Source organism: Streptomyces sp. AA1529, assembly GCF_000280905.1.
GTDB lineage: Bacteria > Actinomycetota > Actinomycetes > Streptomycetales > Streptomycetaceae > Streptomyces.
The window spans coordinates 1-26,781 of record NZ_ALAP01000069.1 but is presented as its reverse complement, the minus strand read 5'-3'; the positions used below and the strand labels follow the sequence as shown (position 1 = coordinate 26,781).

The following is a 26,781-nucleotide window of genomic DNA, read 5'->3' as shown; positions in this document are numbered from 1 at the left end:
TCCCCCGCGGGCTCGGGCGACGGCCGAGACGGTGCCCTCGCTGGTGGAGGCGGCGCGGGAGCACCGGGTGGCGACACTGGTGGTGCGGCCCGGGGGACCGGACGGGGACACCGAGGTGTGGGTCGGCGAGGGGGCGGACCAGCTGGGGGTGCGGCGCTCCGAGCTGCAGTATCTCGGAGCGCCCGAGCCCGCCTCCGCGCGGGCCGACGACGCGCTGCTGCGCAGTGCGCTGGCGACCGATGCGGAGGTGCTGCTCGCCGCGCCCGGCGAGGAGCTTCCGGTCGGCGGACTGGGCGCGCTGCTGCGGTGGTCCCACGGATCCCCGGTATCCCGCGGGAGCGCCGAGGAGACCGCCGCGGAGTGACCGGCGCCCGGCCGCGCATCCGCACAGGGCGCGGGCCGGCGCGGTGCCCGGCAGCGGCGCGACGGTACGGCCCGCGAGCGGGTACGGGGGCGCTGCGGGCGCCCCGGTTCCATAACGCCTCCGATTTCACGCTCTTCCAGGAAGGGGCCGAGGAGGCGACCGCCCAGGGCCGGGAGCTGCGGTCCAGCCACCCGGACAGCAGGCCGAAACAGGCGCCCGCCAGGGCGAGGAGCGCGCCCAGCCAGCTCGGCGAGGTGAGTCCGAAGCCGGCAGCGATGACCACACCGCCGAGCGAGGCGCCCAGCGAGTTGGCGATGTTGAAGGCGGACTGCACGCTGGCGGAGCCGAGTTCGGGCGCGTCCCTGCCGTGGTCGAGGATGCGTGCCTGGACGCTGGGGATGGCGGCCATGCCCGCGATCCCGGTGAGGAACACGTTGACGGCGACCAGGACGGTGTGCTGCGCCGTCACCAGGAACATGCTCAGCGAGAGCGCCAGCGCGAACAGCGCCCCGCACATCGTGCGCACCGGGCGGTCGGCGAGCCGGCCGCCGAGCAGGGTGCCCACGGTCATCCCCGCTCCGGCCAGTGCCAGCAGCGCGGTGGCCGCGTTGGGGGTGTAGCCGCTGACCTCGGTCACCAGCGGCTGGATGTAGGTGTAGAACGAGGAGGTGCCGGCGAAGCCGAACACCACCACGGCGAAGGCGAGCCACACCTGCGGTCTTTTGAATATGCCGAGTTCGCCGCGCACGGTCCCTCTGCCGGTCTCGCGCTGCACGGGGAGCAGCGCCGCGAGGGAGACGAACGCGAGGACACCGATACCGGCGACCACGATGAACGTCCAGCGCCAGCCGACCGTCTGCCCGAGCAGGGTGCCCAGCGGGGAGCCGACGATATTGGCCATCGGCACGCCGACCAGCACCACGGAGAGTGCTCTGCCGCGTCTTTCGGGGGCGACGAGTCCGGCCGCGACGACGGCTCCGATTCCGAAGAACACCCCGTGCGGGAGTCCCGCGGTGAAACGCGCCGCCAGCAGTAGTTCATGGCTCGGGACAAGGGCTGACGCTGTGTTCCCGAAGATGAACATGCATGTCATTGCGAGCAGTATTGTCTTACGCTGGACCCGCATACCCACGACGGTGAGAAGTGGCGCTCCGATCACGACACCGAGCGAATAGAAGGAGACGTAGCCACCGGCTTCGGAGATGCTCACTCCCATGTCGGAGGCGGCCTCGGGAAGTAGACCTATCATCACGAACTCGGCCGTGCCCGCACCGAACGTTGCAATGGCCAGGGCCAGGAGGGCAAGGGGCAACGGGAACCTCCTTGCAGGAGTGGGGTGTTGTGCTGCCCGGCTCGCCTCGGCGGGCCGTTCCTCGAAAAGAAGCGTGCCGCATCACCGGATTCGCGCACACGGTTTCCGCATAAGGCTTCCCATAGTAGGATTCCCGGAATTCGATGAACTCGCCCTGAAATCACGGCAGTCGGTAGCCACCTCCCCTCGGAAGCCATCCGCACCGCACGCGTGTTTCGGCGTGTCGCCGCGGCTTTCGCCGACTCCCGAGAGAGCAGCGAGAGTTGCCGGTGACCGGAGCGGCGGTTGTGGCTCGGGAATTCCGGTCGTGCACCGGAGATTCACGCGCGGTATCCGGTGACGACATTCGACCGGAAAGGATCGCGGTGGACCGCATTGCCGGGATGCGACGGCCGAAAATTCGGCACTCGTGAGAGCCGGATCGCGGCCGCGGCGAGGCGGTGACCCGGGGTGTGCGGAGGCGGTGGTCACCGCCCGGCGGACCGAGCTGCTCAGCGCAGTACGGCCGCCAGCAGGTCGGCCCCCAGCCCCGTCAGATCGGACAGGTCGAGGGTGTAGCGGACGTGCCGACCGTGCCGCCGGGCCGTGAGCAGGTCCGCGCGGCGCAGGACCGCGAGGTGGCGGGACACCTCCGGGAGGGAGAGCCCCCAGGCATGGGCCAGCTCACCGGTGGTGTGCGGACCGCGGGCGAGGGTGCGCAGCAGCCGCAGCCGTACCGGATGCGCGAGTGCCTCCAGCCGCAGCGTGACCGTCTCCAGCGACACCGGCTCCGGCGGGCTCGCCTCGGCAACCGGGTACTGCACCACCGGCTGCCACCCGCGTGCGTGGATCACCACCAGGTGCGGCCGGCCGAAGACGCTGGGGAGGAAGGTGACCCCGGTACCGCGGGCGGTGGTCGCGTTGTCCTGCAGCTTGTCCACGGTGATGCAGTCGCCGTCCGGCGCCAGGGTCACGGCGCCGGAGACCGATGCGAGTGCCGCCCCGATGCCCTGGCGCTGCAGCAGGTCCTTCTTCAGCCGCAGGTCGGTGGCGAGCTGCACGGCGACGCTCTCCCAGGCGGCGTCGAAGAACGCCTCGGCGCACTGTTCGAGGGTCTGGCGCACCCGTGCCCGCACGGCGGCCGGATCCGCGAGCAGCCGTTCGGCGAAGGCTTCCTGGAGCGCGCCGCGGGCCTGGGCCAGGGCCAGGGCCCGCTCCCGCGCCGCTGCGTCGGCGAGCGGCGACGGCGCGGCGAAGTGGACCCGGTTGCTGCCGCACGTGGTGATGAGCGCGGCGGCCGCATAGGTCTCGTCGTCGATCCGGTCCACGTCGTCCAGCTCCTCGGCGAGGGTGGGCCGGGGACGTGCGGGAACCAGGAAGTCGGCCCGTGAGGAACGCCAGAGGAACCCCGCTTCCCTGAGCCGCTCGGCCAGCTCCGGCGGGAGCCCGGCCCACACGTCCGCGGCCCAGCCGGCGAGCTGCGGATGGTGCGCGGGTTCGGCCAGCACGTGCAGCATGGCGGTCAGCTCGGCCAGCGGGGAGGCGGCGAACCGCAGCCCCCCGGGCGGCAGGCCGCCGATGTCGATTCTCAACGTCACCCCCTCATCATCGCCGGTCGGATGGTTGACGACCGCGTCGATTGACGGTGTCCGTCAAGTGGCACGGCGGGCTCGGCGGCCGAACGCACCGTTGACGCCATGACAACCACCGTCAAGATCCGGCCACACGCCCTCGTCCGCGCCTCCGGAGGCCCCGGCTATGCCGTCGCCCTGGTCGTGGACGCGCTCGGCACCGGCCTGCTCCGGCCCCTTCTGCTGCTCTACGGGGTGTCCGTGCTGAGGCTCTCCGCGCCGGCCACCGGCATCGCCATGACGCTCGGTGCCGTCGTGGGTCTGGCGTGCATGCCCGCGGTCGGCCGATGGCTGGACCGGGGCGCACGCAGCACGGTCGTGGCGGCGTCGATGCTGGTGCGGGTGCTGGGTGTGACGGTGCTGCTGGCCGCCCCGGCGGGGCACGTCTGGGCGTTCGCGGCGGCGGCGCTCTTCCTCGGCATCGGCAACCAGGCATGGCCGGCCGCCCACGCGGCCCTCGTGGCCACGGTCGCCGACGGCCGGGAGCGCGACGCCGCCCTCGCCGGCGGCCGCGCCCTGCGCAACGCCGGCCTGGGCACCGGTGCCCTCCTCGCCACCGCCTGCCTGGCGGGCGGCACCACCGCGTTGCAGGCGCTGGCAGCCGTCACCGGGCTCGCCTACCTCGTGGCGGCGGCCCTGGCGTGGTCGGTCCACGTGCACGCTCATCCGGCAGCCGCCGCGGCCGGGGCCGGGGCCGGGGACGACGAGCCCGCACCCCGGATGCGCGCACTCCTGGCCGCCAACGTGATCTATGTCTTCTGCCTCAACGTCCCCGAGGTCGCGCTCCCTCTTGTCCTGGTGACGCAGATGCACGCGTCCCCGGTGTGGTCGGGCGCCATCTTCGTGGCCAACACCGTGCTGGTGGTCACCCTGCAGGTTCCGGTCACCGTCCTGATGTCCCGCTTCTCCCGCAGATCCGTGCTGGCCCTGGCCGGCGTGGTGCTCACCGTGTCCTATCTCGGCTTCCTGGTGGCCACCTCGCCGGGACCCGGCTGGGGCGCCCCGGCCGTCGCGGCGGTGTCCGTGGTCTGCACCCTCGGCGAGATCGGCTACGCGGGCAGCGCCACGGCACTCGTCACCGCGCTCGCCCCGGCGCATGTCCTGGGGCGCGCTCTCGCCCGCTTCCAGCTCTCCACCGGTTTCGGCCTCGCCGTCTCCCCCGCCGCCCTGACCGCGCTCGCGCCCCACGGTCCGGCAGCCCTCTGGGGCACCCTCGCCGCCGCGACGCTGCTGTCCAGCGGAGCCGTCGCCGCCGAGCGGGAGCGGTGAAGGGGGCTCACCGGTTGCCGCCGCCCGGCCGAGGCAGGCCCGTGAGCAGCGGAGGCGGACACCTCCCGGCCGGAGGTGGTGGGGAGCCGCCCGGCCGGGAGGGGACAGAGGCGTCAGCCGCCGATGTTGACGTCGACGCAGGCGTAGAAGGCGTTCGCCGTGTCCGCGACGTTCCAGACCGCGAGCACCTTCTGCTTACCGGTGAAGCCCTGGAATCCGACGTGGTGGGAGACGTACTGCGGAGGCTGCGCTCCCCCGTCGTCGAACTCGGCGATCTTGGTGTTGCCGATGAAGTACTGCCAGGTGGTCGTGCGGTGCCGGGCGGTCAGCTTCCAGTTGAAGGTGGCCGAGCTGCCGACGTCGGTGACCTTCCAGCCCTTGCTGTCGTCGCGCAGGTCGGCGAAGCGTTCGTTGCCGCCCGCGCAGTCCTTGAGCCCCTTGGGGCCCTCGACGCTCTGCGGCTCCCACTTGATCGAGCCGCAGGAGACGGTGCCGTCGGCACACTGGGCCTGCCTGCTGGCCGGGTTGGTGATCCAGCCGTGCGCGGAGGCCGGGGTCGCGGTGAGGCCGAGAGCCAGGACGGGGGCGAGACCGGCACCCGCCAGGGCCGCTAACTTCCTTCTGGTACGCGATGTTCGGTGCATCTCAGCTCCTTCGGTGGGGGGAGTGCACACAATGGGAATTGGTCTAGACTTTAGCGGCTGACAGAGGACGGTCAAGACTTCGGGAAGCTGAAGCCGTAGCCCTGGCTCTTGAGCCAGGGCAGCAGCCGGCGCAGCGCCTGGTAGGTCTCGGACCGGTCGCCGCCCCCGTCGTGGAAGAGGAGCACCGCACCGTCCTCCACCTGTTCCTTGGCGTGCCGCACTATCGCGTCGGTCCCCGGGAGCTGCCAGTCCCCCGGATCGACGATCCAGCCCAGCGGCCGCATCCCGTGCTCGGCCGCCACCCGCCGGCTGGTGGGCGTGAAGGCACCGCCCGGCGCCCGGTAGTAGTGGACGGGCGCGCCCCCCGAGGCCTTGTCGATCATGCGTTTCGCGTCGAGTATCTGCCGCTTCTGGTAGTCGGCGGACTTGTGGTCCATCCCCGTGTCATGGTCGACGGAGTGGTCGCACAACCGGTGCCCCTCCGCGACGATCCGCTTGACGAGACCGGGGTGGCGCTCCGCGTTCGGGCCTATCAGACAGAAGGTCGCCTTGACGTGGTACTGCCGCAGCAGATCCAGCGTCCTGGGCGTCCACTCCGGGTGCGGGCCGTCGTCCAGGGTGAGCGAGACCGCCCGCCCGCCGGCCGCCGTGTGGTGGCTGATCGTCCGGCTGACCTTGCGCGGGGGCGCCTTGGGCTTCGCCCGCCCGGCACCGGACCGCTTCTGCGCCGGTGCGGCGGCGTCCTGGCCCGCCCGAGCGGCGCGCACGCTCTGCTCCCAGCCCGGATGCCGGCTCGCGGCGGACGCCCCCGCATCCGTCCCGACGAAGGCCGTCAACAGCCCGACGGCCACGGTTCCCACCGCGGCGGCTGTCGCCACGGTCGCCGGCCTGCCACCCCGCTTGCTGTGCACTTCTGCTCCCAACTGCCCGTTTTCACCGTGCTTGTCATACAGCCAGACCGCTCCGGAGGGCCGGTGGTTGCAGCCACATGGTGAGAGATACGCCGCATTCGGCGCGGGGCTGCGCGACAGCCCCGCCGGGCACCCTGACAGCCTGGAGGGGAGGACCGACGAGAGCAGGGAGCACAGGCGATGGCGACCAGCGTGGCATTCACCGAGGCCCTGGCGCGGGAGGTGCTGGCCGCCGCGACGAACAGCGCCGGCGGCACGGCGGAACTGCTGTCCCTCGGCGAGAACGCCGTCTTCGCACTGGACGGGACCGTCGTACGGGTCGGCCGGGACGCACAGCTGCTCGCCCGCGCGGAGCACGAACTGCGGGTCGCCACCTGGCTGGAGAGCGAGGGGGTGCCCGCCGTCCGCGCGGCGGAGCCGGAGGCCCGCCTGGTCGGCGGGCATCCGGTCACCTTCTGGCAGCGGCTGCCCGCCGCGGTGCGCCCGGCCGGGCCCGCGGACCTGGCCGGGCTGCTGCGGCTCGTGCACGCGCTGCCCGAGCCCCCGTTCGCGCTGCCGCCCCGGGAACTGCTCGACGGCATCGAGCGCTGGCTTCGGCTGGCCGGGGACGCGGTGCCGCGCGAGGACGCGGCGTTCCTGCGGGCGCGCCGGGACGACATCCTCGCCGCACTGCCCGGACTCGTCCCCCACCTGCCGCCCGGCCCGCTGCACGGGGACGCCCTGCCGCGCAACGTCCACATCACCCCGCAGGGGCCGCTGCTGGTGGACCTGGAGACGTTCTCCTCCGATCTGCGCGAGCACGATCTGGTCGTGATGGCGCTCAGCCGCGACCGGTACGGGCTGCCGGCCGCGGAGTACGAGTCGTTCTGTGCCGGCTACGGCTGGGACGTGCGCGAATGGGAGGGGTGTGCGGTGCTCCGCGGGGCACGGGAGACCGCGAGCTGCGCATGGGTCTCCCAGCACGCCCCCGGCAACCCCGCGGCCCTGAGCGAGTTCCGGCGCAGGGTGGCCTCGCTGCGCGCGTCCGACCCCGCGGTCCGCTGGCACCCGTTCTGACTCCGGGGGCGGGCCCGACCGGTCCGCACGGTCTTCGCGCCCCCGCCCCCGACGGCCGGGGCTACCGCCAGCCCCGTGCCGTCAGCTCCTCGGTGAAGCGCGCGTAGGAGTCGTCCAGGGCGGCCTTCTCCTCCGGGACCGGCTCGACCAGGCGCCCCTCACCCGTCATCGCCGCGGCCGCCTGCTCCAGCGAGGGGTGCAGGGTGCCTGCGGCGGCCAGCAGCGCGGCCCCGGAAGCGGTCTCCGCGCGGTCGGCCACCTGGAGCGGCAGGTCCAGCACAGTGGCGCGGATCCGGTTCCACAGCGGGCTGCGGCTGCCCCCGCCGGCCGCGTACAGCGGAGCCGTGACCGGCACCCCCAGGGCCCTGACCCGCTCCAGGGCGAGCCGTTCGAGGAAGGCCACCCCCTCCAGGTCCGCACGGTGCCGGTCGGCGTCGTCGGCGGGGGTGCCCAGCAGGAAGCCCCGCGCGGCACCCGCCACGAACGGGAAGCGCTCGCCCTCGCGGCGCAGCGGATAGCTGACGCAGGAGGCGGGGCCGCGTGCGGCGGCCGCCTCGTCGAGTCCCGGAAGGTGTGCGGCGACGCGGTGGGCCAGCGCCTCGCCCCCGGTGTTGGCGGCGCCGCCGGGCAGCCACCAGCCGTCCGGGTGCCGATGGCTGTAGAAGGCGCCGGCCGGATCGGTGACCAGCTCGCGGGTGACCCCCTTGAGGACGTAGGTGGTGCCCAGGACGCCGACGAACTGACCGGGGGCCACGGCGCCGGTGGCGAGCTGCCCCGCGCAGCCGTCGGTCATCCCGAGCCGTACCTCGCAGCCCGCGGGCAGCCCGGTCTGCGCGGCGGCCTCGGCGCAGACGGTGCCGGCCCGGGTGCCCGGCGGCCGGACCGGGGGGAGCCAGCCCGCCGGGATGCCGAGCGCGTCCAGGACCTCCGTCGGCCATTCGGCCGCGCGCGGGTCGTATCCGGTCTTGAGCGCGTGGCTCCAGTCGGCGGCGACCGGCTGCCCGGTGAGGCGATGGCCGAGCAGCTCGGGGGTGTGGACCACCCGCGCGGCGCCCGGGAAGCCGGCCGCGTGCCGCGCGTACCAGGCGACACGGCCCAGCGCCGCGGTGGGTCCCACCGTGAGCCCGAGGGCCCGCCAGCGCGCGGCGCCGCCGCGCTGCGCCGCGCTGTTGAGATCCGCGGCCCGGCGGTCGTCGTACATCAGGGCCGGGCCCAGCGGCCGGCCCGCCGCGTCCGCCAGCACGAGGGTTCCGGAGGTGGCGGAGACGGCGACGGCGCGCACCTCGGCACCGCGGGCGGGCAGTGCGGCGGTGGCCCGGCGCAGCGCCGCGGCCGCGGCGGGCCACCAGCGGGTGGCGTCCTGCTCGCTGCGTCCGCTCCCGTCCCGGACCGGTCGCGGCAGCGGTGCGCCGCCCTCGGCGAGCACCGCGCCACGCGCGTTCACGCAGACGACCCGGACGGCTGCGGTGGCGACGTCGATCCCGGCGACGACCGGGTCGGCCGGCGGGCGGGGGGTGACTCCGGGCGCGGCTGGGCTGTGCATGGCATCCCTTTCAGTCTCGATGTTAATTTCACACTCAGCGTGTGATTTCGCGGCTCAGCCACTCACCTCGGCGATGCGTACGTCGGTGTGCTCCCGCAGCTCGGCCAGCAGGCCGCCGGCCACCCCGTCGTCCACCACGACGTGGTCGAAGTCGGCGACCGGACACAGCCGGTGCAGCGCCGTGCGGGCGACCTTGGAGCGGTCCATCAGCAGCGCCGTGCGCGCCCCGGAGGCGAGCATGGCGCGCTTGACCAGCACCACGTCCTGCTCCTGGTGGAAGGTCATGCGCGCGTTCATCGCCGACGTGCTGACCAGCACCAGGTCGACCGACATCGCCTCGATCGCCTCCACGCAGGGGACCCCCAGGAACGAATCGTGCGTGCGCGAGTACTCGCCGCCCAGCGCGACCAGCCGCACCTCCTCGCACCCCGCGAACACCTCCAGCACGCGACGGGCGTTGGTCAGCACGGTCAGCGGGGTCCGCTCGCGCACCAGCGCGGCCAGCGCCAGCACCGAGGTGGAGTCGTCCAGCATCACCGACATGCCCGGCTCGACCAGTTCGGCCGCGGCCCGCGCCACGGCCTCCTTCTCCGCCAACTGCACACCGAGCCGGTAGTCGAGGTTGCTCTCGAAGACGCTGGTGGGCAGCGCGGAGACGCCGCCGCGGAAGCGCCGCAGCACGCCGCGCGCGGCCAGCGCCTCCAGGTCGCGGTGCACCGTCATCACACTGACGCCCATGGCCTCGGCCAGCTCGCCGACGGGCACCGTCCCGCGGCGGACGACGTGTTCGGCGATGCGCTGCCTGCGGCGCTGCTGCGTGCGCGCGGAGCCGCCGGAGGGACCGGGTCCGCTCACGGCCGCTCCCCCGCCGGACCCGTACCGGTGGGGACGTTCAGCGCGCGCAGCGCCGTCCGCCCGCCGTCCACGTCGATCTCGGTGACGGCCGCGTTCTCCAGCCTCGGCAGCACCTGCCGGTAGCGCCCGAGCGGGATGCCCAGCAGCGCGCACAGGGCGATCCGGAAGGCGGTGTTGTGCGCGACGACCAGCACCGCGCTTCCGTCGTGCGCGACCGCCACCTCGCGCAGCGCCGCGGACACCCGGGACGCGACGGCCGCGGGGGGCTCGGAACCGGGGAAGGCCCCGCTCTCCGCGTCCCGCTGGAAGGCGTGCACCCGCTCGGGGTCGTCGGCCGCCAGCTCCGCGAGGGTGCGGCCCTCGCCCCAGCCGAAGTCGCTCTCGCGCAGCCCCTCGTGCACGGCGGGCCGCACCCCGAGGGCCCGCGCGGCGGGCTGCGCCGTCCGCCGGGCCCGCTCCAGCGGCGAGCTGACCACCGCGCCGATCGGCTCCCGCCGGGACCTGGCGAGGACCCATCCGGCCAGCTCCTCGGCCTGCTGCCGTCCGGCGTCGGTCAGGGCGATGTCGGAGATCCCGGCGTACCGGTTCTCGGCGTGCCAGACGGTCTGGCCGTGCCGGACGAGCAGGAGCCGGGTCATACGTCCTCCAGGGACTTCGGGGTGACGGGCGGGTGCGGTGCGGCGCGCACCCTCGGCCTGTTGGGCTTCTTCACGTGGAGCGCTATAAATATAACAACTTTGCTGTGAGGGCAGTGCGAGCTGCCGCAACCGGAAGGGCGAACGGCCATGACCGAATCCGCTGGGGCGATCATCGGTGTCGACATCGGCACCTCCGTCACCAAAGCCGTCGCCTTCGGCCGCGACGGCACCCGCCTGCACGCCGCCGCCCGCCCCTCCACTCTGCTGCGGAGCCCCGGCGGCCGCGTCGAGCAGGACCTGGAAGAGGTGCTGAGCGGCGTCGCCGAGGTCGTCGCGGAAGTGGCCGGCGCGCTGCCGGGACCGCCTGCGGCCCTCGCCCTGACCGGGCAGGGCGACGGGCTGTGGCTGCGGGACGCACAGGGGCGGGCCGTGCGGCGGATGATCTCCTGGATGGACGGCCGGGCGGCGCCGCTGGTCGACCGCTGGCAGCGGGACGGCACCGTGGCCGAAGTCTTCCGGCACACCGGGTCCGGCCTGTTCCCCGGCTGTCACGCCCCCCTGCTGGCCTGGCTGCGCGAACACGAGCCCGGGACACTGGAGCGCGCGGCGGTCGCCGGCTACTGCGTCGACGCGGTGGCCCAGCGGCTGACCGGCACCGTCGGGGTGGACGCCTCCGACGCCACGCTGCCCTTCCTCGACCCGGCCACCCGTTCCTACCTGCCCCCGGCGCTGGCCGCCTGCGGCGTCGGGGAAGCGGCCGCGCTGCTGCCCGCACCCGCCGCGCCGCACACCGTACTGGCCCTCGACGGCGAGGGAGCAAGGCTGCTGGGCCTGCCCGCCGGGCTGCCGGTCACCTCCGGCCCCTACGACCTGCCCGCCTGCGCCCTCGGCAGCGGGGTGCGGGAGGTGGGCGACGGTCTGCTGACGGTGGGCACGACACTGGCCTGCCAGGTGCTCACCGACCGCGTGGAGCGGGACCCGGACGCGGAACCGGCCGGGATGTGGCTGTGCACCCCCCGGCCGGACCGCTGGCTGCGGGCGCTGCCGGCGATGGTCGGCACGGCCGGGATCGACTGGGCCCTGGGCATGGTCGGCGCGTCCACCGGCGATCTGGAGACCCTGCTGGACATCAGCCCCGCCGGAGCCCGCGGAGTGGTGGCGCTGCCGTTCCTGTCCGAGGCGGGCGAGCGGGCGCCGTTCGTCGCGCCCGCCGCGCGGGCCTCGTTCGAGGGCATGTCCCTGGCGCACGGCCGGGCCGATCTGGTGCGGGCCATGTGCGAGGCGGTCGGCTACGCGGCACGGCACTGCCTGGAGACCGCCGGCCTGTCCAGGACCCCGGCCGCCTGCGGTGGCGGCACCCGCTCCCCCGGCTGGATGCGGATCTTCGCCGGGATCCTCGGCCGCCCGGTCCGGGTGCCCGCCGAGCCGGAGGTCGGGGCCAAGGGCGCCGCCCTGGTGGCCCGCGCCGCGCTCGGCGACCCCGTCGACGAGGAGCAGTGGCACGCCGGGTACCGGCTGGTGGAGCCGGACGAGGCCGACCGGGCCCGGTACGAGCAGGGCTATGCGGAGTACCGCGAGCGGGTGGCGGCGGCGCGGGCCCGCTGGGCGGACTGACCCCGCGGCGGCCAGCGTGATGTCGCTTTTCCGCCGGTCCCCCGGTGTGCGAGCGGCGAGACTGGAGGGGAACGCAGAAGGGACGCGCCATGCACCGCACGCACACCGTCATCGACAGCCCCGTCGGTCCGCTGACCCTGGTCGCCACCGACGGCACCCTGTCCGCCGTCTACATGGACAAGCAGCGGCACCGTCCCGCGCAGGAGACGTTCGGCACGAGCGACCCGAGCGCCTTCGGCGGGGCGGTGGAGCAGCTGGAGGAGTACTTCGCGGGGGAACGCACCGAATTCGCCCTGCCCCACGCCGCCGAGGGAACCGGGTTCCAGCACACCGTCTGGGACGCGCTCTGCGACATCCCCTACGGCCGGACGCTCTCCTACGGGCAGCTCGCCGAGCGGATCGGCAGGCCGGGTGCCGCCCGCGCCGTCGGGCTGGCCAACGGACGCAATCCGCTCAGCATCGTCGTCCCCTGCCACCGGGTGGTCGGCTCCACCGGGAGCCTGACCGGGTACGGCGGTGGCATCGAACGCAAGCGGCACCTGCTCGACTTCGAGCGGGGCGCCCTCCCGATGCAGGAAGGAGGCCGTCCGGCGCCGCTGCGATGAGCGGGGTTTGCTTTTCGGCGCGGCGGCCACCCGTGCCGCGACCGAGACAGCACCGCTCCTGTGGAGGCAACCATGTTCCGCGCCCTGGCCGATGTACTGCGGGCGATCGGCGGTGCCATCGCCACTGTCGTCACGCTCCCCTTCCGGGCCCTGGCCCGGCTGTTCGCGGGAGCCTCCCGCTCAGCGCGCTGACCCGCCCCGCGGCCGCGGGCCGTCGAAGGCCAGCAGGACCTTCGGCGGCCCGCTTCTGCCCTGTTCCAGAAGGGCGAAGGCCGCGCTCACCGACTCCCCGGACACCGCGGGCAGGACCTCGGCGACCAGCGGCTCGGCATCCAGCACGCCCCGCTCGAAGAGTTCCACCGTGCGGTCGTAGTGCGCGATGCCGTGCTGGATGCCGAGCACGTCCACGCCCTGCAGGGACAGTTCACCGGGGACGAAGGAGACCGGTTCCCTGGCCACCCCCACCAGCGCGACCCGTCCGCCCCGCTCCGCCATCCGCAGCGCGCCCGTGAAGGCGGCCGCGGCCCCCGACGCCTCCACGACCAGGGAGTACTCCCCCTGCGGCGCCTCGTCGGCGTGGTGGGCCGCGTCGGCTCCGCAGCGCAGGGCCAGGTCCAGGCCCGCCCGGTCGATGCCGACCGCGTCCACCCGGGCGGCCTGGCGGTGCGCGAACTGCACCGCCAGCAGCCCCATGGTGCCGGTGCCGAGCACGGCCACCCGGTCGTCGAAGCGCAGCCGCGCCCGCTCGAACGCCTCCACCACCGAGACCGCGGGCTCGATCAGCGCACCCGCCGCGTCCGGCAGCCCGGACGGCAGCGGGGTGAGCGCGTGCACGGGCACCCGTACGTATTCCGCGGCGCCGCCCTGCAGTCCGTAGAGCCCCGTCTCCCGCAGCGCGGTGCACATCTGGGCACGTCCGGCGTGGCAGCGGGCACAGCGGCCGCACGGCACCATCGTGCGCCCCACCACCGACGAGCCGACCGCGGGGGCGTCCGCGGGCGGTTCCCCGGCGTAGGCGGCCACCTCGCCGTGCCATTCGTGGCCGAAGACGTGCGGGAAGGTGAGCCGGCCGTCCTGGAGGAACGCCGAGGTGCCGTGCAGGATCTCCAGATCCGTGCCGCAGATCCCCGCGTGCCGCGTCCGCACCAGTACGGTGCCCGGTTCGGGCGCGGGCACCGCAACGGTGGCCAGATCGGTCCGTCCGATGCCGGTGATGCGGGCGGCACGCATCGTGCCACCGGGCCAGTTCCCCTTCAACGGGCGTCCTTTCGAGCGGGGCTCGGTGCGGGCGGCACCGCTGGTCCGCCGCTTCCGGTCACCCCTGGATCATGGCACGGCGCGGAACGGGCACCTCAGCAGGGTGCCGGGTCTCGGTGATGCCGCGCGCCGCCAGGCGGGCGGGGTCCTCCGCGTCGCGGGCCAGGACGACGGCGGGCCGCACCCCCTCGGCGGCCAGCACGGCCCACGCCTCGAAGAAGCGGCCACCGGGCGCGCAGACCGTACGGCGCGGCCCCGGCCCCTCGGCGTCCGGGTCCAGCACCAGCGCCGTCGTACGCGGCAGCGGACGGTGCGGGGCCGCCCGGTACTCGGCCGCGGCGCGGGCCAGGGCGTGCGCGGCGGGCTTGGGGGCGCGGTCCGCGGTGAACAGACCCAGGTCGTACTCCAGCTCCGGGAAGTCGGCCAGCGAGCGGTCCACGTCGTGCGAGCACCACCAGGTGAGTCCCCACAGGTGGGTGCAGTCGAGTGCGGCGCGGGCGGTCGCCGCGGTGAAGGCCGCCGCCCGGGAGGCCGGTACGTGCGGCGCGGGCGCACCCACCTCCTGCAGCCACACGGGCCGCTCCGGGTCCGCCGCCCACGCCTTGGACAGCTCGACCAGGTACGCGGCGTGCTGCTCGGTGGCCGGGCCCGCCGGGCCGTGGCGCTGCGCGGTGCCGTCGAACACCCAGGAGTGCACTGCCGTCATGGCCCCCAGTCCGGCGGCGTGGCCGGGCGTGAAGGGGTGCCCGGGCAGATACCAGGTGGCGTCGTCGCCCGCGTGCAGGTGGGTGCGGCCCGGCGCGCCCTCCTCGCACGCGGCCAGCAGCCGCCGCAGCCAGTCCGCCACCTGCGCCGCCGTCGCCCGGTGCGGTTCGGGGTGCGGGGCGTCGGCGAACTGGTTGACCTCGTTGCCCAGGGTCATGCCGAGGAAGTTCGGCCGGTCGCTGAGCGCTTCGGCCAGTGTGCGCAGATAGGCCGCCTGGGCCTGCACGGCCGACGGGTCGGTGAACAGGTTGCGGCGGTGCCAGGTCGTCGTCCAGGACGGCAGGAAGTCGAAGCTGGACAGGTGTCCCTGCAGCCCGTCCACCGCCACATCCAGCCCGCGCTCCCGCGCCGCGTCCGCCAGCGCGACGAGTTGTCCGACGGCGCGGGGGCGGATCAGCGCCCGGTTGGGCTGGAAGAGCGGCCAGAGCGGGAAGACCCGGATGTGGTCGAGTCCGAGCGCGGCCACCGGGTCGAGGTCGGCGCGGACCTCGTCGAGGTCGAAGTCCAGCCAGTGGTGGAACCATCCGCGGCTGGGCGTGTAGTTGACTCCGAAGCGCATGTTCTCCGAGCCTCCTGGTGCGGTGGGGTGACGGGTCCCCCGGTTGCTACCCGGCTGCCGGGCGCTGCGCGCGGTCGCGGCGCAGCGCGGTGAACTCGCGGGTGTCCTTGGACCAGGTGTCCTCCGGCGTCCACCCGGCGGCGCGGGCCGTCCGGTGCAGGGCCGCGGTGCCCAGGCGGGCCCAGGGGAAGGGGGTTCCGGCACCGCCGCGGGCGTTCTCCATCCGCACCCGGCGCCGCTCGTCCACGTCCTCCCCGGCCACCTCCACCAGCAGCAGCCCGCCGGGGCGCACCAACTGGCCGATGCGGCGCAGGAGCAGCAGGGGGTCGCCGCCGATACCGACGTTGCCGTCGATCAGCAGCGCGGTGTCCCAGCCGCCGGATGCGGGCAGCGGGTCGAAGACCGAACGCCGCAGGGCCCGTCCGCCGCGCTGCCGGGTGCACTCGACCGCCGCGGCGTTCAGGTCGATACCGAGCGGCGCGTGCCCGTACTCGCGCAGGGCGGCCACCATGCGGCCCGGCCCGCAGCCGATGTCGAGCACCGTGCCCCGGCAGCGGTCCAGGACGGTCAGGTCGGCCGCGTCGGCGACCGCGCACCAGCGCTCCACCTCCAGGGTGAGCGACCAGCCGTCCGGGCCGCGCAGATACAGCGGGCCGCGGCCCAGCAGCAGCGCCTCGGTGTAGGGGTCCTCGGTCCAGGAGCCGGTGTGGGCCGGCGTGCGTCCGCTCACCTGCGCGCCGCCCCCGGGCCGCGGTCACGGTCCGCGGGTCCGGCATGCGGAGGCCCCGGCAGCCGCAGCAGCCGGGCGTGTTCGGCCGCGAACAGGCCGGCCGGGGCCTGCGCGGCCACTGCGGCCGCGTCGCCCGGCTCGTCCACGTCCCGCAGCTGCGGCAGGTCGTGGACGCGCAGTCCGGCGGCGAGCAGCCGGGCACGCTGCACCGCACCGGTGGCGGCGGTGGACATGGGCACGCCGCGCAGCAGCGCGGGGTCGGGGTCGGCCAGGCCGAGCGCCCAGAAGCCGCCGTCGGCGGCGGGGCCGAACCAGGCGTCGCACTGCTGCCAGGCGTCCGCGCGGGTGGCGGGTGCCAGCAGCCGGGGGGTGAGTTGCGGGGTGTCCATGCCGACGAGCAGCGCCGGACCGTCGCACCGGGCGAAGGCCGCGGCCAGCCGCTCGTCCAGCCCGCCGCCGCCCTGCGGTACGACCTCGATGCGGTCGCCGCCCTCCTCGGGCCCCGGCAGCCAGCGGCCCGGGCTGCCGTCCAGGACCAGGATGCGGCGGCGCGCCGGGGCGGCGAGTACGGCCCGCAGGGTGTCGGTGAGCGCGGCGGCGGCGAGAGCTGCCGCGCCGTGCGGGGTGAAGGCCGGCGCGAGGCGGGTCTTGACGCGGCCCGGCAGCGGCTCCTTGGCGATCACGAGCAGCGTGGTGGGCTCCGGCATCACGCGTCCTCGGTCCTGGGGCGGGGGTGCTGTCATCTCAGAAGCTCTCGGGCAGCCAGGGCGCGGGGCCGGCGACCAGCGCGTCGAGCAGGTCGAGGTCGCGCACGTCGCCCGCGGCCGTGCCCAGTCGGGCCGCGTGCCGCAGCGGCAGTCCGCCCGCGTACCAGGCCGCCAGCGTGGCCGAGGGCAGCCGCACGGTACGGGCCGTGGGGCCGCTGCCGCGCCGCACCCGCATCCGTCCCTCCTCGAAGGTGAGTGCGTACGGCTGCGTCCCGCCCTCGGGCTGGACGACCTCCAGGCCGACGGCGCCGCGTGCCCGGGGCTCCCAGCCGCGGGCCCGCAGGGCGGCGGGCACGTCGAGCAGCCGCAGCATCCACGGGTACCAGCCGTCCTCGCGTACCGCGTAGCGGTCGAGCAGCCACGGCAGCGGGCTGGGGCGCGGCAGTACGGAGCGGCGGAGGCGGATCTCGCGGACCTGCGGCGAGCGGGCGCCGACGGCGGCCAGCAGCGCGGCCAGCGCGTCGAGTTCGGCGTGCCACAGGTCGTGGACGACCGCGGCGACGCCCCAGGGCCGGTGCGGTTCGACGGTGACGGTCGCGTATCCGGCCAGCTCCCCGCCGGCCCCGCCGGCCCCGCCGGCCCCGCCGGCCCTGCCGGCCCCGTCGCCCGTGCGCCGGACCACGCCGAGGGTCAGCGCACCGGGGGCGGTCCGCTGCTTCCAGCCGTGCCACCAGGCGGGCCGTCGCAGTGTCCCGTTCCAGCCCGGCGCCAGGGCGTTCCGCAGCCGGGTGCAGGCCGCCTCGTCGGGCTGGACGGTCTCGAAGCGGGACCGCGGGGCGGGCAGTTCGGCGGGGTGGAGCACCTGGCTGGAGGCGACGGCGGCCGCCTCCCAGCCCCAGCGGCGGTAGAGACCGGGTGCCGGGGTCCAGGCGCAGGCCAGCACGGCACCGTGCGCCCCGCGCAGGCGGTCGGTCCCCTCCTCGGTGAGCCGGCGGGCGAGCCCGGCACCGCGTTCCCAGGGGGCGACGGCCAGCCACGCCACTCCCCCGGAGGGCACCGGACGGCCGCCGAAGTACTGGTCGAAGGGGAGGAAGAGGCCGCCGCCCAGCACCTGGGTCCCGCGGACGGCCACGGCACTGACGCCGTGCGCGCGCAGCGTGGCGTGGTCGTAGGGGACCTTGCCGAAGGCGTGCCGGGTGTGGTCCAGGTAGCCCTCGAACTCGCGGTCGTCGGCGGCCGTGCGGACGCGGGTCTCCATCAGTTCGGCACCTCCCTCATCGGGGCGTCCCGCTCACCCGGCTGATCCGCTGCTCGCGCGGCCCGTGTAGTAGCCGGTGACCGCGTCGCACACCTGGCCGATCTCCCGGGCGTCCAGGTCGGGCCGGACGGGCAGGCAGAGGGTCTGGCGGGCGAGTTCCTCAGCGACCGGGCAGGGGTGGCGCCGCGCCGCGGGCCCGGCGAGGGCCGGCTGGTGCGGCAGGGGTGTGGGATAGCGGACGACCGCGTCCACGCCTGCGGCCGTCACGTGTGCGAGCAGGCCGTCGCGTTCGTGCTCGGTCCGGGTGCGGACCTGGAAGAGGTGGTAGACGTGCTCGCCGTCCTCGCCGGGTTCCTGGAATCGCAGCGGGAGGCCGGCCAGTCGGCGCCGGTAGGTGGCGGCGACCTCGGCGCGGCGGGCGTTCCAGGTGTCGAGCCGGTCGAGCTTGTGCAGCAGGACGAGGGCCTGCAGAGTGTCCAGGCGCGAGTTGTAGCCGAGGATCTCGTGCCGGTTCTGCTGCGGCTGCCCGAAGTGCCGCAGCAGCCGGAGGCGTTCGGCCAGCTCGTCGTCCTGGACACTGACCGCCCCGGCGTCGCCGGCCGCGGCCAGGTTCTTGGAGGGCGCGAAGCTCCAGCAGCCGGCCGCCGAGGCGGTGCCGACCCGCACTCCGTGGCTGCGGGCACCGATGGCCTGGGCGCAGTCCTCCAGCAGCAGGACGCCGGCGTCGCGGGCGAGCCGCCGGGCGCGCGGCACATCCGCCGCCTTGCCGAACATGTGGACGAGGACGACGGCGCGGGTGCGCTCCGTGAACGCTGCGGGGAGCCGGTCGAGGTCCATCAGGAAGTCGTCGTCGCGGCAGTCCACGTACACGGGGGTGGCGCCCCGCCGGGCGATGGCCTGCGCGGTGGCGTGGAAGGAGTTGGCGACGGTGACCACCTCGTCCCCCGGGCCGACGCCGAGCGCGTCGAGGGCGAGGATCAGCGCGTCGGTACCGGAGTTGACCCCCACGGTGTGCGCGCTGCCCAGGTAGCCGGCCAGCCGTTGCTCGAACTCGGCCACCTCCTCGCCCAGGACGTAGCCGCCGCGCAGCAGCAGTTCCCCGATCCGGGCCAGCAGCTCCTCCTCTCCGCCCTCGAACTGCGCGGGGTAGCGGTACTTGGGGACGGTTGCGGCACCGGGGCCGGTGGGGCCGCCCATCAGCGCCCGCCGTGCTCGGTGTGCCCGCCGTGCTCGTCGGCGAGGCGGCCGTCGCCGCGTCCGTAGTCGTCCTCCAGCCGGACGTTGTCCGAACCGTCGTCGTAGGTGGAGACCTCCACCAGCACGATGTCGGTGACGCCCTCGACCCGGTGCACCGCGCCGGGGTCGACGTGCGCCAGGGTTCCGGCGGGCATGGGCAGCCGCAGGTTCTCGCCGTCCCGCGTCGCGCGGTAGTGCATCACCGCCTCGCCCTCCAGGATGAAGTAGCTCTCCCGCTTGTGCTCGTGGTACTGGAGCGAGGTGCGGTGGCCCGCCTTGATGCGGATGAACTTGAACCCGTAGGGGCCGTCCGGCTCCTCCTCGTGCAGCCAGCGCTCCTGGCCCCACAGCTTGACGACCTTCTTGGTGTCGGCGAACTCGATGACCCGTACGCCGGAGGCGACCTCGCGGGACGGACGGGCCTCGTGCGCCCCGCTGTCGTCCTCGGGCTCGCTGATGGAGGTGAAGGGGGCTCCGGTGGCGGGGCTGGCCATGTGCGGTCCTTCCGGGAGGGAGACGCGCCGGACGGTCGGCCGACGCGGGCGCGGGTACGGGCGGGGAGGGCGGGTCAGCGTGCGGAGACGTGCAGCGGCGCCTGCCGGCCGCGGTCCCGCACGACGGGGAAGAACACCTCGGGAGGCCAGGTCAGCAGGTGCCAGACGATGCCGGCCACCGAGCGGTTGTAGGGCCAGTGCGCGCGATCGGTCATCCCCCAGCGCGAGAACGCCGTCAGCAGCACGGGGTCGGCCGGGACCCAGGTGCCGTCCAGCGCGAACTCCACCCAGTGGTGCAGCGTGCCGAAGGGCGGCGCGACGAGCAGCCCGGCACCGTGCCGGGCCCGGATGCCGCGCCGCTCGGCCTCCCGCAGCAGCAGCCGGGTGGGGATCAGGCAGTTGGCCAGCCGGGTCTCCCGGGCGAAGCCCTCGTCCTCGATGACCCCGTCCGGCAGGACGTACAGCTCCCAGTCGGCGACCAGGGAGAGCAGGTCGGAGCGGTCCTCGTCGAACACCCTCGTGTCGGAGGGCAGCCGGGCCCGCACGGCGAAGGCACCGGTCGCGCGCTCCCGCGGACTGCCCGGCTCGCTGCGGTCGGCCACCCCGGACACGGGGACGAACAGGCACTCACCCGGGTGACCCGGCTCGGCGCAGTCCGCCCGCAGCTCCAGTTCGTGGCGGTGCGGCTCCCCGGCGCGGGCCGCCTCGTCCAGCGCCCGCGCCTTGCGGCCGAGGGCACGGAAGTAGGGCGAGGGCAGGTTCAGCCAGGTGCTGATGTTGTGCAGGTCGGTGCGCTCGAAGCGGCGCCGCTCCGCCGGGCCGCGGTGCGGCAGGCCGTGGTCGAGCAGTGCTTCGAGCAGTGCGGGACCGATGGCCCAGGTCTCCTGCGCGAAGGCGGCGTCCTTGCTGAAGGTGCGGTGCCGGTCCGGAACCCGCAGGACCCGGTCGACGGCCTCCTGGAGCGTGCCGGGCGCGTACACGTCGGTCACGGCGGCGCTCACAGCCCGGCCCCGCCGGGCCGCGCGGCAGACGGCCCGCCCGCCCGCTCCACCGCGCGCAGCGCGGACTCGATCCGTTCGGCCACCGCCTCCCGGAGCACCGTCTCCAGCGGCGCTCTGCCGCGCGAGTCGAGGGCGTGCGCCGCCTCGGCACGGATCCGCCGGCCCTCGTCGCTGCCGAAGACGTAGTGGCCTGCCACGACAGCGCGCTCGATGTCGGTGGCGGTGCTGGAATCCAGCATCCACTTGCGCCACTTGCCGCTGTCGTGGGCGAGCCGCAGGAAGTCCTCCCTGGCCCGGGGCAGCGCCATCTCGTCCAGCACGCGCAGCAGGGCGCGGGTCTCGGCGACGCCGTACTCCGGTGCGACGTTGAACGCGTCCACCCCGGCCCGCAGCAGCAGTGCCGTCTCCTCCGTGGTGAGGTAGTCGCAGTTGTGCGCCTTGAGGCGGACGCCTTCCTGGTGGCAGGTGGCGGCCAGGGTGGAGACCTGGCGCAGCGTCTCCTCGCGGGCCGCCGGGTCGTGGAAGCGGCCCACGTTGCGCAGTTCGGCGACCTTGGTGCCGGTCTGCGCGACGACATAGCGGGGACGCGGCGCACCGGCCGCCTCGATGCCCTCCAGAACGAGCCGGAGGGCCGCTTTGAACTCGTCCGGGTCGTTGGTGGACACGTCCTGCGGCTCGAATCCGATCTCGTAGGCGATGTCGGCCCCGCGTGCCGCGGCCTCGGCGTGGCAGCGCGCGTACAGCTCGACGAGCCGCGCGGCAGCGGTCGCCGCCGGGACGGGTCCGGTGCCGGGACGGCCCTCGGAGGTGTCGATGTGCAGCAGTCCGAACCCGGCGTCCAGGTCGGCGGTGAAGGAGCGGGTACACGAGTCCAGTGCCTCGGCGGGTTCGGCGATGCCGGCCTCGGCGGTGTGCATCCAGGGCCCGCCGTGGTCCCGGCACAGGAGCAGCAGCCCGTCCGGGTCGCGCTCCTGGACGTGGGCGGCGAACTCCGCGGTGGTCCAGCCCAGATAGCCGCCGCCGAACTCGGCCGCGTCCACCTGGCGGCGGCTGGGGATGAGCATGAGCGGGGTGCGGGTGCGCCGCGCGACGGTGAGGGCCGCGTCGACGGTGCAGCGTGAGACCGGGCCGATGCCGACCACTGGTTCCATGGATGTTTCCCCTGACTGTGGAGGTGGCTGGGCTGCGCTCAGCGCGACCGGTGGGTGGAGAACTTCGCCAGGTCGCCGATGTCGGAGTCCGGGGGCCAGGTGCACCAGGGGAAGGTCTCGTAGGCGCCGGGCCCCTCGTTCTCCGCGTCGAACCAGTCGGTGGCGCGTCCGTGGTGCAGGTGCACCAGGTGCTCGTCGCGGTACCGGTCGAGGCCGCCGTGCAGGTCGGCCCGCCAGGTGAAGTCGTTGTCGGCGCCGCCCCATCCGGCGGTGAACCGCTCGTCGTAACCGCCGATCCGGGAAAAGAGGCGCTCCCGGAGCCAGACGCAGGCACCCGGGGTGCGGCGCAGGAAGACGCCGCGCAGCGCGTCCCGGCGCACGGCCCCGGCGCCCTCCAGACAGCGTTCGCCGACGGCCTGGTGGCTGGAGGCGGCGTCCAGGTAGAGCATGTCCTCGAACGGCCAGTGCGCCTGGGTGCCCGGGGTGCGGAACCGTTCGACGGCCCGCGCCACGAAGCCGCGGTCGACCAGGATGTCGGCCTCGAGCACGCAGATCAGCTCCGCGGGCCGGGCGCCGTGCACCACACCCGCGTTGATCGTCCAGGAGTAGTTGAAGGGGCCGGCGTTCTCCGCGAACAGGTAGGTGTCGCAGTGGGCGCCGTACAGGTGCTCCCAGCGCGGCTGGGAGTCCGCCTCGACCACGACCACCCGGTAGCGGTCGCGCGGATGGCTCTGGTCGTTGAGCGCGTGCAGTACGGCCGCGAGGTTGCGGGTGCGCTCCCCTTCCTCGCCGCGCTCCCGGAAGGGGATGACCAGTGCCGCGTCCACCTCGCCGGTGGGCCCGGCGGCGGGCCGCGCGCTGCGCAGGATCTCCGCGGCGCCGGGAGCGGCGAGTCCGGCGGGCCGCCCGGTGCCGTTCTGCATCCGCAGCCGGGAGCGGGTCTCGGCGTCCCAGACGACGGCGGCCAGGTGTGCGGTGTCCGGCTGCCGGGGGTCGCCGGTGAGCCTGTCGGTCAGCAGCGCGGTCAGTGCGCGGCACGCGGCGCTGTCCGCGGGTTCGGCGGCGACGGCTTCGGCGCGGGCGCGGACGCGTTCGTCCGGGAGGGCGAGCACGGCGTCGGCGACCGCGCGGTGCGCGTCCCTGGACCAGACCCAGAAGCCGGGGGCGGCCGACTGCGCGGACGGGTCGGCGGTGAGGGCGACACTGCTGACGGCGGCATCCGCGAGGACGGCGGGGTCCTGATGCCTCCAGCTCATCTGGCGGTCCTCTCGGCGAGCGGGGATGGGCGGCCGCGACCGGGGGTCCGTCGAGCCGCTTCGCTCATCCTGGGGTCGGCCGCGCGCCTGCCGACAGCCCCGGACGGGCACCCGGACCGGGCCGGGCGAACGGGGGTAGCCGATCGGGTAGCCCCGGTGGTCAGGGCACCGCGGAACGGCCGCCCGGGCAGGGCCGGAAGGCGCCCTGCCGCGGTCGGGCCGTGGCGGCGCGGCGCGCCGCACGCACGGGGAGTCCGCCGCTCAGTCGATCAGACCGAGTTTGATCGCCGTGACGACGGCGGCCGTCCGGTTGGCGGCGCCCAGCTTCAGCAGCACGCTGCTCACCAGCCGTTTGACACCGTGTTCGGAGATCCGCAGGCGGCGGGCGATCTGCTTGTTGCTGAGCCCGGCCACCAGGTGGGCGAGCACGTCGTACTCGCGGGCGGTCAGCCGGACCCTGCGCGCGGGCAGCAGGTGGGCCGACTCGCCTGCCTGGCTGAGCAGCCGGCGCCCCAGCCGGAGCGGCATCGGCATCTCGTCGGCCGCCAGCTGCCGCAGCGCCCGCTCCAGAGCTGCCGCGGTCAGCTCCTCACGCAGCAGATAGCCGTCGGCGGGCAGCCGGGCGAGCGCCGAGTCGGATGCGGCGTCCGCGGGGTCGAGGAGGAGCAGGGTGCGCAGTCCCGGATGGGTGTGGCGCAGGCGCCCGAGGGAGGCGGAGGCGTTGGTGGAGCTGGAGAGGATGAGCACGTGGAACCTGTTGCCGGCCAGGGCCCGCTCCAGTGCGGCGGAGTGTGTGAACTCCTCGGCCTGCTCCACGGGTGCCAGGCCGGGCAGCATGGCGCGCAGGCCGAGCCGGAGGATCTCGGCCTCGACGTGGACGGCGACCGCGAGCCGGGCCGCGGTGGGATCGCCGCTGTCCGGCTTTTCCTGGATCTCGGTCATGCGTTCACCCATTCCCCGTGCGGGGGCCACTTCCGGGTGGCGGAGGTGGTCCGGTCCTGACTGCCGCGAGCGATGATCCCGCAGAGTCCCGTGGCAGGGAAGCGAGTTGACGGAGTGTCTGCTGATGTTCGGCCGCGCTGTCGTGGCGCATGTGGTCCGCTGCGCCGCGCCACCCGTCCCGCACGGCTTACTGATCGTTTCAGAATGAGTTGAGCTACGGATCTTGTGCTCGACGATCTTGGTCGGCATCGTGTTCCGGATGCGTGCTGATCTTGTTCCGGATGACCTGTGGGAGCGGGTGGCGCCGCCTCTGCCGCCCGCTCCCGAACGGCGTCACCGCCACCCGGGCCGGCTGCGGGTTTCGGACCGAGCGGCCTTCGCGGGTGTCATGTACGTCTTGCGCACCGGTGTCGCCTGGTGCGATGTCCCGGCCGAGAGTTCTCACGTCCGGGCCCTCAAAGGGGGGATCACGTCGGCCCCTCTCCCGTCGACCGTGCCCGTCCCGGCTCCAAGCACCATCTGATCGTCGACCGCCATGGCACCCCGCTCGTCGTCACGCTCACCGGTGGCAACCGCCATGACGTCACCCAGCTCCTGCCACTGCTGGACGCAATCCCAGCGATTCGGGGTGTGCGCGGCCGTCCCCGCCGCAGCCCCCGGCGGCTGTATACCGATCGGGGCTACGACTTCGACAAGTACCGTCGTCTGCTGTGGAAGCGCTGCTCGAACTGGCTTGTAGCTTCATATGCCTTCGCCGCCTCCGAACTTCATTCTCCAATGATCAGTAAGGGGTGCCCGCCTGCTGGGTAGCAGTGTCGTCGCCTCGTTCAGGGCCTCAGCGAGGCCGAGCGTCAATGCCGGGCCAGTCCGTGGGCCTTCGCTCCGCTTGTGGCCGCCGTGATCCTGCTCGCTGCCTTCGTGTGGGGGCATAACCACGCGGCCGGCCGACCCTGGGCGGCACCGACGAACAGATGCTCCACCTCCTGGAGCCGTATGCCGCGGGCAGCCCGGCTCATCCTGTCGTGGCCTGCCCCGCCGCGGGGCACTCCGGGCGCCGCACAGTCGCATCGCTCATCTCCGACAGCCGCCTCGGTCGTATGGGGGATCTCCGCGACCGATGGGGGCGGCAGGGAGGAGGGTTAGGCGTTGGCGGTGTCGAGCGGCTGTCTCCAGACGAGGACGGCGACGGTGCCCGCGAGGATGACCACTGTGAGGGCGAAGGGGACGGGGATCAGGGGGTCGATCAGGACCAGGAGGCCGGCCAGGGGCAGGATGGTGTTGACGACGCGGTCGGCGTGCGGCCTGATCGCCAGGGCCCAGATGCCGAGGACGAACACTGCCAGAGGGATCGTGTAGGCGAGCGATGCCCAGGGCTGGTGGAGGTCGCTGTGCCCGGTGAGCACATCGATTTCGACCTCGATGCCCGCGGAGAATGCACCGGCGGCGGCGAAGACGACGAAGTGTCCGTACCCGTAGGCCAGGGAGCTGGAAAAGCTTGAGATGGCGTGATGGTGCGGCGGCCAGAAGTAGATCCACCACAGGGCGGCGGTGGCGACCAGCGTCAGTGCGGCGACGCCGATCAGAGGCGTGAGGTGGTCGGTCTCGTGGAGAGCCTCGATGATCGCGTTGGCCGACGCGAGCAGGCTCTCACCGAGCAGGATGAGGGTGAACAGGCCGTAGCGCTCGGTGATGTGGTGCGGGTGCCACGGGGTGGAGCCGGTGCGCTCGGCGACGATCGGCACGGCGAGTTCGGCGCCCACCAGGACGACGAGGGCGATGAAGAACGTCGATTCCGGCAGCAGCAGGGAGGCCAGCCAGAGTAGTTGGACGGCGGTGATGCCGCCGGCGTAGATGAGCGTGGCGCGCCGCGCCTGTCCGGCGGAGCGGGAGGCGCGCAGCCACTGGGCGACCAGGGCCAGGCGCATGACGACGTAGGCGAGGATCAGCACCGAGTAGTTGTGGTCCTCGAAGGCCGGTTTGATCCCGGAGGCGAGGACGAGCACGCCGCCCATCTGCACGATGGTGAGCACTCGGTAGAGCCAGTCGTCGGTGTCGAAGGAGGTGGCGAACCAGGTGAAGTTCATCCAGGCCCACCAGATCCCGAAGAACACGATCCCGTAGTTGAGGATCCCTTCGAGGACGTGCCCACCCGTGAGGGCGTGGTGGAGCGACACTGCGGCGATGCTGACGGCGACGACGAAGACGAGGTCGAAGAACAATTCGAGGGTGGAGGCGGTGCGGCCCTCCTGGTCGGGGTCGCGCGGCCGCATCGGGACGAGCCGGAATCGGGATTCGGTGTTCATGACGGGGATGCCTCCGTGTCCTGGTCATGAGAGGTCCGGGACCAGGGGTGGGGTGCCCGGTCCCGGATGTTTGCCGTAGACGGTGGCGACGACGGAGATGACGTGACCGTTCGCACCGGCAGACCGGACTGGTGATGGCGGGCAGAACAGGCCGTGCGGTCCGGGGCGTCACCCGCCACGGACCGCTGCACGCATCCGGGGCGTCAGTCCTCGGGGACCACCTCGAGGGTGTTGCGGCGTACGGGCTCGGTCGACATCGTCATCGAGTACTCGCTGTCCGCATACTTCTCCAGATAGGAGGCGTCGACGGCCTGGTTGGTCTCCTCGTCGTCGGGGTCGACGGGTACGAAGCGCACCGGCTTTTCGACCCCGCCGGCCGAGATCCGGCCCCGGCCGGTTTTCAGGGCCGGCCCGTACCACTTCCCCTGCGTGCCGTTGTAGGAGCGGATGAAGATCCGGTCCCCGACGGGCACGGACCAGATGTCGACAGTCTTGGGGGTGGTTCCGTCGAGCAGGGTCGCCCCGACGGTGAAGTAGGTCTCGGCGTTGATGCGGTCGAGCTCATCCGGGGTCCAAACGGCCATGGCCGGTCTTCCTTTCTCATCTGCGGTCAGGCTGCCCCGCATGAGCGGTGCGGGGCAGCGACGACTGCCCGGGTCAGAGCTTGTCGGCGAAGAAGGGGCCGAGCTTGCTGACGGCCT

24 protein-coding genes and 3 pseudogenes are annotated in these 26,781 nt (G+C 74.0%); 7 read left to right on the top strand and 20 right to left on the bottom strand.

The genetic code is table 11. From position 1 onward, the window contains the following. A pseudogene (locus A949_RS0119455) lies at positions 1-364 on the top strand (hypothetical protein); the annotation flags it as partial. Between the two features lie 277 nt (positions 365-641). On the opposite strand, the pseudogene A949_RS36665 reads toward A949_RS0119455, so the two are convergent. After that, positions 642-1,613 (bottom strand): annotated as a pseudogene (locus A949_RS36665) (MFS transporter); the annotation flags it as partial. A gap of 554 nt (positions 1,614-2,167) precedes the next feature. Further along, positions 2,168-3,253 carry a helix-turn-helix domain-containing protein gene (locus A949_RS0119445; RefSeq protein WP_026004829.1) on the bottom strand — a complete coding sequence of 362 codons (1,086 nt, stop codon included), beginning with the start codon at positions 3,251-3,253 and terminating at the stop codon, positions 2,168-2,170. 99 nt (positions 3,254-3,352) lie between these two features. Here A949_RS0119445 and A949_RS0119440 point away from each other — a divergent pair, with 99 nt between their 5' ends. After that, positions 3,353-4,555: an MFS transporter gene (locus A949_RS0119440; protein ID WP_019357693.1), complete on the top strand. Its 1,203-nt coding sequence runs from the start codon at positions 3,353-3,355 to the stop codon at positions 4,553-4,555. Positions 4,556-4,668: 113 nt separating this feature from the next. Here the strand turns inward: A949_RS0119440 and A949_RS0119435 are convergent, their stop codons facing one another. Together A949_RS0119435 and A949_RS0119430 are read right to left on the bottom strand one after the other, a co-directional pair. After that, complete coding sequence (locus tag A949_RS0119435) at positions 4,669-5,199, bottom strand: lytic polysaccharide monooxygenase auxiliary activity family 9 protein (protein WP_019357692.1); 531 nt, start codon at positions 5,197-5,199, stop codon at positions 4,669-4,671. Between the two features lie 71 nt (positions 5,200-5,270). After that, the gene (locus A949_RS0119430; RefSeq protein ID WP_019357691.1) at positions 5,271-6,110 is read right to left on the bottom strand and encodes a polysaccharide deacetylase family protein; all 840 of its coding nucleotides are present in this window, start codon (positions 6,108-6,110) and stop codon (positions 5,271-5,273) included. Between the two features lie 180 nt (positions 6,111-6,290). On the opposite strand from A949_RS0119430, the gene A949_RS0119425 reads away from it, so the two are divergent. After that, positions 6,291-7,166: an aminoglycoside phosphotransferase family protein gene (locus A949_RS0119425; protein ID WP_019357690.1), complete on the top strand. Its 876-nt coding sequence runs from the start codon at positions 6,291-6,293 to the stop codon at positions 7,164-7,166. Positions 7,167-7,227: 61 nt separating this feature from the next. Here A949_RS0119425 and A949_RS0119420 read toward each other — a convergent pair whose 3' ends face one another. The 3 genes from A949_RS0119420 to A949_RS0119410 are packed head-to-tail and all read right to left on the bottom strand — an operon-like array spanning position 7,228 to position 10,202. Next, complete coding sequence (locus tag A949_RS0119420) at positions 7,228-8,709, bottom strand: FGGY-family carbohydrate kinase (protein ID WP_019357689.1); 1,482 nt, start codon at positions 8,707-8,709, stop codon at positions 7,228-7,230. Between the two features lie 54 nt (positions 8,710-8,763). Next, complete coding sequence (locus A949_RS0119415; protein WP_019357688.1) at positions 8,764-9,564, bottom strand: DeoR/GlpR family DNA-binding transcription regulator; 801 nt, start codon at positions 9,562-9,564, stop codon at positions 8,764-8,766. Then, positions 9,561-10,202, bottom strand: a complete 642-nt coding sequence (locus A949_RS0119410) for a histidine phosphatase family protein (protein WP_019357687.1) — start codon at positions 10,200-10,202, stop codon at positions 9,561-9,563. The genes A949_RS0119415 and A949_RS0119410 overlap by 4 nt, the downstream gene beginning before the upstream one ends. A gap of 147 nt (positions 10,203-10,349) precedes the next feature. On the opposite strand from A949_RS0119410, the gene A949_RS0119405 reads away from it, so the two are divergent. From A949_RS0119405 to A949_RS39540, 3 genes are all read left to right on the top strand, one after another. Next, the gene (locus A949_RS0119405; protein WP_019357686.1) at positions 10,350-11,816 is read left to right on the top strand and encodes an FGGY-family carbohydrate kinase; all 1,467 of its coding nucleotides are present in this window, start codon (positions 10,350-10,352) and stop codon (positions 11,814-11,816) included. Positions 11,817-11,905: 89 nt separating this feature from the next. Further along, on the top strand, positions 11,906-12,421 hold the full coding sequence (locus tag A949_RS0119400) for a methylated-DNA--[protein]-cysteine S-methyltransferase (protein WP_019357685.1): 516 nt from the start codon (positions 11,906-11,908) through the stop codon (positions 12,419-12,421). Between the two features lie 72 nt (positions 12,422-12,493). Beyond that, positions 12,494-12,613 carry an LPFR motif small protein gene (locus A949_RS39540; RefSeq protein ID WP_019357684.1) on the top strand — a complete coding sequence of 40 codons (120 nt, stop codon included), beginning with the start codon at positions 12,494-12,496 and terminating at the stop codon, positions 12,611-12,613. On the opposite strand, the gene A949_RS0119390 is transcribed toward A949_RS39540, so the two are convergent. From A949_RS0119390 to A949_RS0119340, 11 genes are all read right to left on the bottom strand, one after another. After that, a complete protein-coding gene (locus A949_RS0119390; protein WP_026004828.1) occupies positions 12,602-13,678 on the bottom strand; it encodes a zinc-dependent alcohol dehydrogenase in 1,077 nt (358 codons plus the stop codon). The genes A949_RS39540 and A949_RS0119390 overlap by 12 nt on opposite strands. A 58-nt stretch (positions 13,679-13,736) precedes the next feature. Beyond that, positions 13,737-15,002 carry a glycoside hydrolase 5 family protein gene (locus A949_RS0119385; RefSeq protein WP_019357682.1) on the bottom strand — a complete coding sequence of 422 codons (1,266 nt, stop codon included), beginning with the start codon at positions 15,000-15,002 and terminating at the stop codon, positions 13,737-13,739. A gap of 46 nt (positions 15,003-15,048) precedes the next feature. Then, positions 15,049-15,732 (bottom strand): class I SAM-dependent methyltransferase, encoded by a 684-nt coding sequence (locus A949_RS0119380; RefSeq protein WP_019357681.1) that lies wholly within the window; start codon positions 15,730-15,732, stop codon positions 15,049-15,051. Beyond that, entirely contained in the window at positions 15,729-16,439 is a 711-nt protein-coding gene (locus A949_RS33915; RefSeq protein WP_019357680.1) for a TIGR04282 family arsenosugar biosynthesis glycosyltransferase, read from the bottom strand. The genes A949_RS0119380 and A949_RS33915 overlap by 4 nt, the downstream gene beginning before the upstream one ends. A 37-nt stretch (positions 16,440-16,476) precedes the next feature. Then, the gene (locus tag A949_RS0119370) at positions 16,477-17,697 is read right to left on the bottom strand and encodes a GNAT family N-acetyltransferase (RefSeq protein ID WP_019357679.1); all 1,221 of its coding nucleotides are present in this window, start codon (positions 17,695-17,697) and stop codon (positions 16,477-16,479) included. A gap of 33 nt (positions 17,698-17,730) precedes the next feature. Next, complete coding sequence (locus A949_RS0119365) at positions 17,731-18,894, bottom strand: DegT/DnrJ/EryC1/StrS family aminotransferase (RefSeq protein ID WP_019357678.1); 1,164 nt, start codon at positions 18,892-18,894, stop codon at positions 17,731-17,733. Next, positions 18,894-19,427: a cupin domain-containing protein gene (locus tag A949_RS33910; RefSeq protein ID WP_019357677.1), complete on the bottom strand. Its 534-nt coding sequence runs from the start codon at positions 19,425-19,427 to the stop codon at positions 18,894-18,896. Before A949_RS33910 ends, A949_RS0119365 begins: the two co-directional genes overlap by 1 nt. Positions 19,428-19,501: 74 nt before the next feature. Then, on the bottom strand, positions 19,502-20,428 hold the full coding sequence (locus A949_RS0119355) for a hypothetical protein (RefSeq protein ID WP_019357676.1): 927 nt from the start codon (positions 20,426-20,428) through the stop codon (positions 19,502-19,504). Further along, on the bottom strand, positions 20,425-21,579 hold the full coding sequence (locus tag A949_RS33905) for a class II D-tagatose-bisphosphate aldolase non-catalytic subunit (protein WP_106428850.1): 1,155 nt from the start codon (positions 21,577-21,579) through the stop codon (positions 20,425-20,427). The genes A949_RS0119355 and A949_RS33905 overlap by 4 nt, the downstream gene beginning before the upstream one ends. A gap of 38 nt (positions 21,580-21,617) precedes the next feature. Then, on the bottom strand, positions 21,618-22,835 hold the full coding sequence (locus tag A949_RS0119345) for a glycosyltransferase (RefSeq protein WP_019357674.1): 1,218 nt from the start codon (positions 22,833-22,835) through the stop codon (positions 21,618-21,620). Between the two features lie 261 nt (positions 22,836-23,096). Then, positions 23,097-23,777: a response regulator transcription factor gene (locus tag A949_RS0119340; protein WP_106428851.1), complete on the bottom strand. Its 681-nt coding sequence runs from the start codon at positions 23,775-23,777 to the stop codon at positions 23,097-23,099. 259 nt (positions 23,778-24,036) lie between these two features. Between A949_RS0119340 and A949_RS36660 the strand changes: the two are divergent. Next, positions 24,037-24,497: pseudogene (locus A949_RS36660) on the top strand (transposase); the annotation flags it as partial. A 419-nt stretch (positions 24,498-24,916) separates the two neighbouring features. Here the strand turns inward: A949_RS36660 and A949_RS0119330 are convergent. Further along, on the bottom strand, positions 24,917-26,080 hold the full coding sequence (locus A949_RS0119330; RefSeq protein WP_019357671.1) for a low temperature requirement protein A: 1,164 nt from the start codon (positions 26,078-26,080) through the stop codon (positions 24,917-24,919). Positions 26,081-26,283: 203 nt separating this feature from the next. Next, positions 26,284-26,664 carry a DUF2255 family protein gene (locus tag A949_RS0119325; protein ID WP_019357670.1) on the bottom strand — a complete coding sequence of 127 codons (381 nt, stop codon included), beginning with the start codon at positions 26,662-26,664 and terminating at the stop codon, positions 26,284-26,286. Positions 26,665-26,781 lie beyond the last annotated feature (117 nt).

Coding starts and splice junctions, on each gene's coding strand:
- A949_RS0119435 (WP_019357692.1), bottom strand. CDS start 5,199: ATGCACCGAACATCGCGTACCAGAAGGAAGTTAGCGGCCCTGGCGGGT.
- A949_RS0119400 (WP_019357685.1), top strand. CDS start 11,906: ATGCACCGCACGCACACCGTCATCGACAGCCCCGTCGGTCCGCTGACC.
- A949_RS0119325 (WP_019357670.1), bottom strand. CDS start 26,664: ATGGCCGTTTGGACCCCGGATGAGCTCGACCGCATCAACGCCGAGACC.
- A949_RS0119385 (WP_019357682.1), bottom strand. CDS start 15,002: ATGCGCTTCGGAGTCAACTACACGCCCAGCCGCGGATGGTTCCACCAC.
- A949_RS0119405 (WP_019357686.1), top strand. CDS start 10,350: ATGACCGAATCCGCTGGGGCGATCATCGGTGTCGACATCGGCACCTCC.
- A949_RS0119345 (WP_019357674.1), bottom strand. CDS start 22,835: ATGAGCTGGAGGCATCAGGACCCCGCCGTCCTCGCGGATGCCGCCGTC.
- A949_RS33910 (WP_019357677.1), bottom strand. CDS start 19,427: ATGGCCAGCCCCGCCACCGGAGCCCCCTTCACCTCCATCAGCGAGCCC.
- A949_RS0119425 (WP_019357690.1), top strand. CDS start 6,291: ATGGCGACCAGCGTGGCATTCACCGAGGCCCTGGCGCGGGAGGTGCTG.
- A949_RS0119440 (WP_019357693.1), top strand. CDS start 3,353: ATGACAACCACCGTCAAGATCCGGCCACACGCCCTCGTCCGCGCCTCC.
- A949_RS33905 (WP_106428850.1), bottom strand. CDS start 21,579: ATGGAACCAGTGGTCGGCATCGGCCCGGTCTCACGCTGCACCGTCGAC.
- A949_RS0119420 (WP_019357689.1), bottom strand. CDS start 8,709: ATGCACAGCCCAGCCGCGCCCGGAGTCACCCCCCGCCCGCCGGCCGAC.
- A949_RS33915 (WP_019357680.1), bottom strand. CDS start 16,439: ATGCCGGAGCCCACCACGCTGCTCGTGATCGCCAAGGAGCCGCTGCCG.
- A949_RS0119410 (WP_019357687.1), bottom strand. CDS start 10,202: ATGACCCGGCTCCTGCTCGTCCGGCACGGCCAGACCGTCTGGCACGCC.
- A949_RS0119365 (WP_019357678.1), bottom strand. CDS start 18,894: ATGGGCGGCCCCACCGGCCCCGGTGCCGCAACCGTCCCCAAGTACCGC.
- A949_RS0119370 (WP_019357679.1), bottom strand. CDS start 17,697: ATGGAGACCCGCGTCCGCACGGCCGCCGACGACCGCGAGTTCGAGGGC.
- A949_RS39540 (WP_019357684.1), top strand. CDS start 12,494: ATGTTCCGCGCCCTGGCCGATGTACTGCGGGCGATCGGCGGTGCCATC.
- A949_RS0119340 (WP_106428851.1), bottom strand. CDS start 23,777: ATGACCGAGATCCAGGAAAAGCCGGACAGCGGCGATCCCACCGCGGCC.
- A949_RS0119330 (WP_019357671.1), bottom strand. CDS start 26,080: ATGAACACCGAATCCCGATTCCGGCTCGTCCCGATGCGGCCGCGCGAC.